The organism is Tenacibaculum sp. L6 (assembly GCF_028823685.1).
Lineage (GTDB): Bacteria > Bacteroidota > Bacteroidia > Flavobacteriales > Flavobacteriaceae > Polaribacter.
The window spans coordinates 1-616 of record NZ_JAPEHZ010000183.1 but is presented as its reverse complement, the minus strand read 5'-3'; the positions used below and the strand labels follow the sequence as shown (position 1 = coordinate 616).

Below are 616 nucleotides of genomic sequence, written 5' to 3'. Positions count from 1 at the left end.
AACAATCAAAATGCAGATGGTGAATTTGATACTTCAGAAGGTGTTCTTACAATTACTCACGCTAGACAAAAAAGAGACCCGAATTTCAGGATTAAAGTTTATGATGCCTACAATAACAAGTGTGCTATGTGTGGAATAGGTTTAGAGTTAATCGAAGCAGCTCATATTGTGCCACACTCGCACGAATTAGGTACAGATGAAATTGACAACGGTATAAGTCTTTGTGCTTTACATCATACAGCTTACGACCGTTCATTAATATATTTTGACGAACAATTGGATATTCTAATTAATGAAAGTAAAATGGAATACTTAGAAAAAGTCGGACTTGACTCTGGAATTAGAAAATTTGAAAAACTTGCTTTTGATAAAATTCAAATACCCGAAAATCATACACTTCGACCGAACATTGGAAATATAAAAATTGCGAATCAAACTAGAGGAATATTTGATGATTAAGCCAACGCATAAAGCCATACACATTTGCAATTCGCTACAGCCACCACACAAGCCTAAAATTACAAAAGAGTATGTCTTTGCCAACGCTGACAGAACAAAAAGAAAAAGTACGATTGCCCAACAATGGCTATAAGTAATTGCTTGTTCTCGCCTACTT

General features: G+C 34.9%; 1 protein-coding gene. It reads left to right on the top strand.

Going from position 1 to position 616, the window contains the following annotated elements; translation table 11 throughout:
- On the top strand, positions 1–459 hold a 459-nt coding region (locus tag OU788_RS12625; RefSeq protein ID WP_274635485.1), incomplete at its 5' end, for an HNH endonuclease.
- Positions 460–616 lie beyond the last annotated feature (157 nt).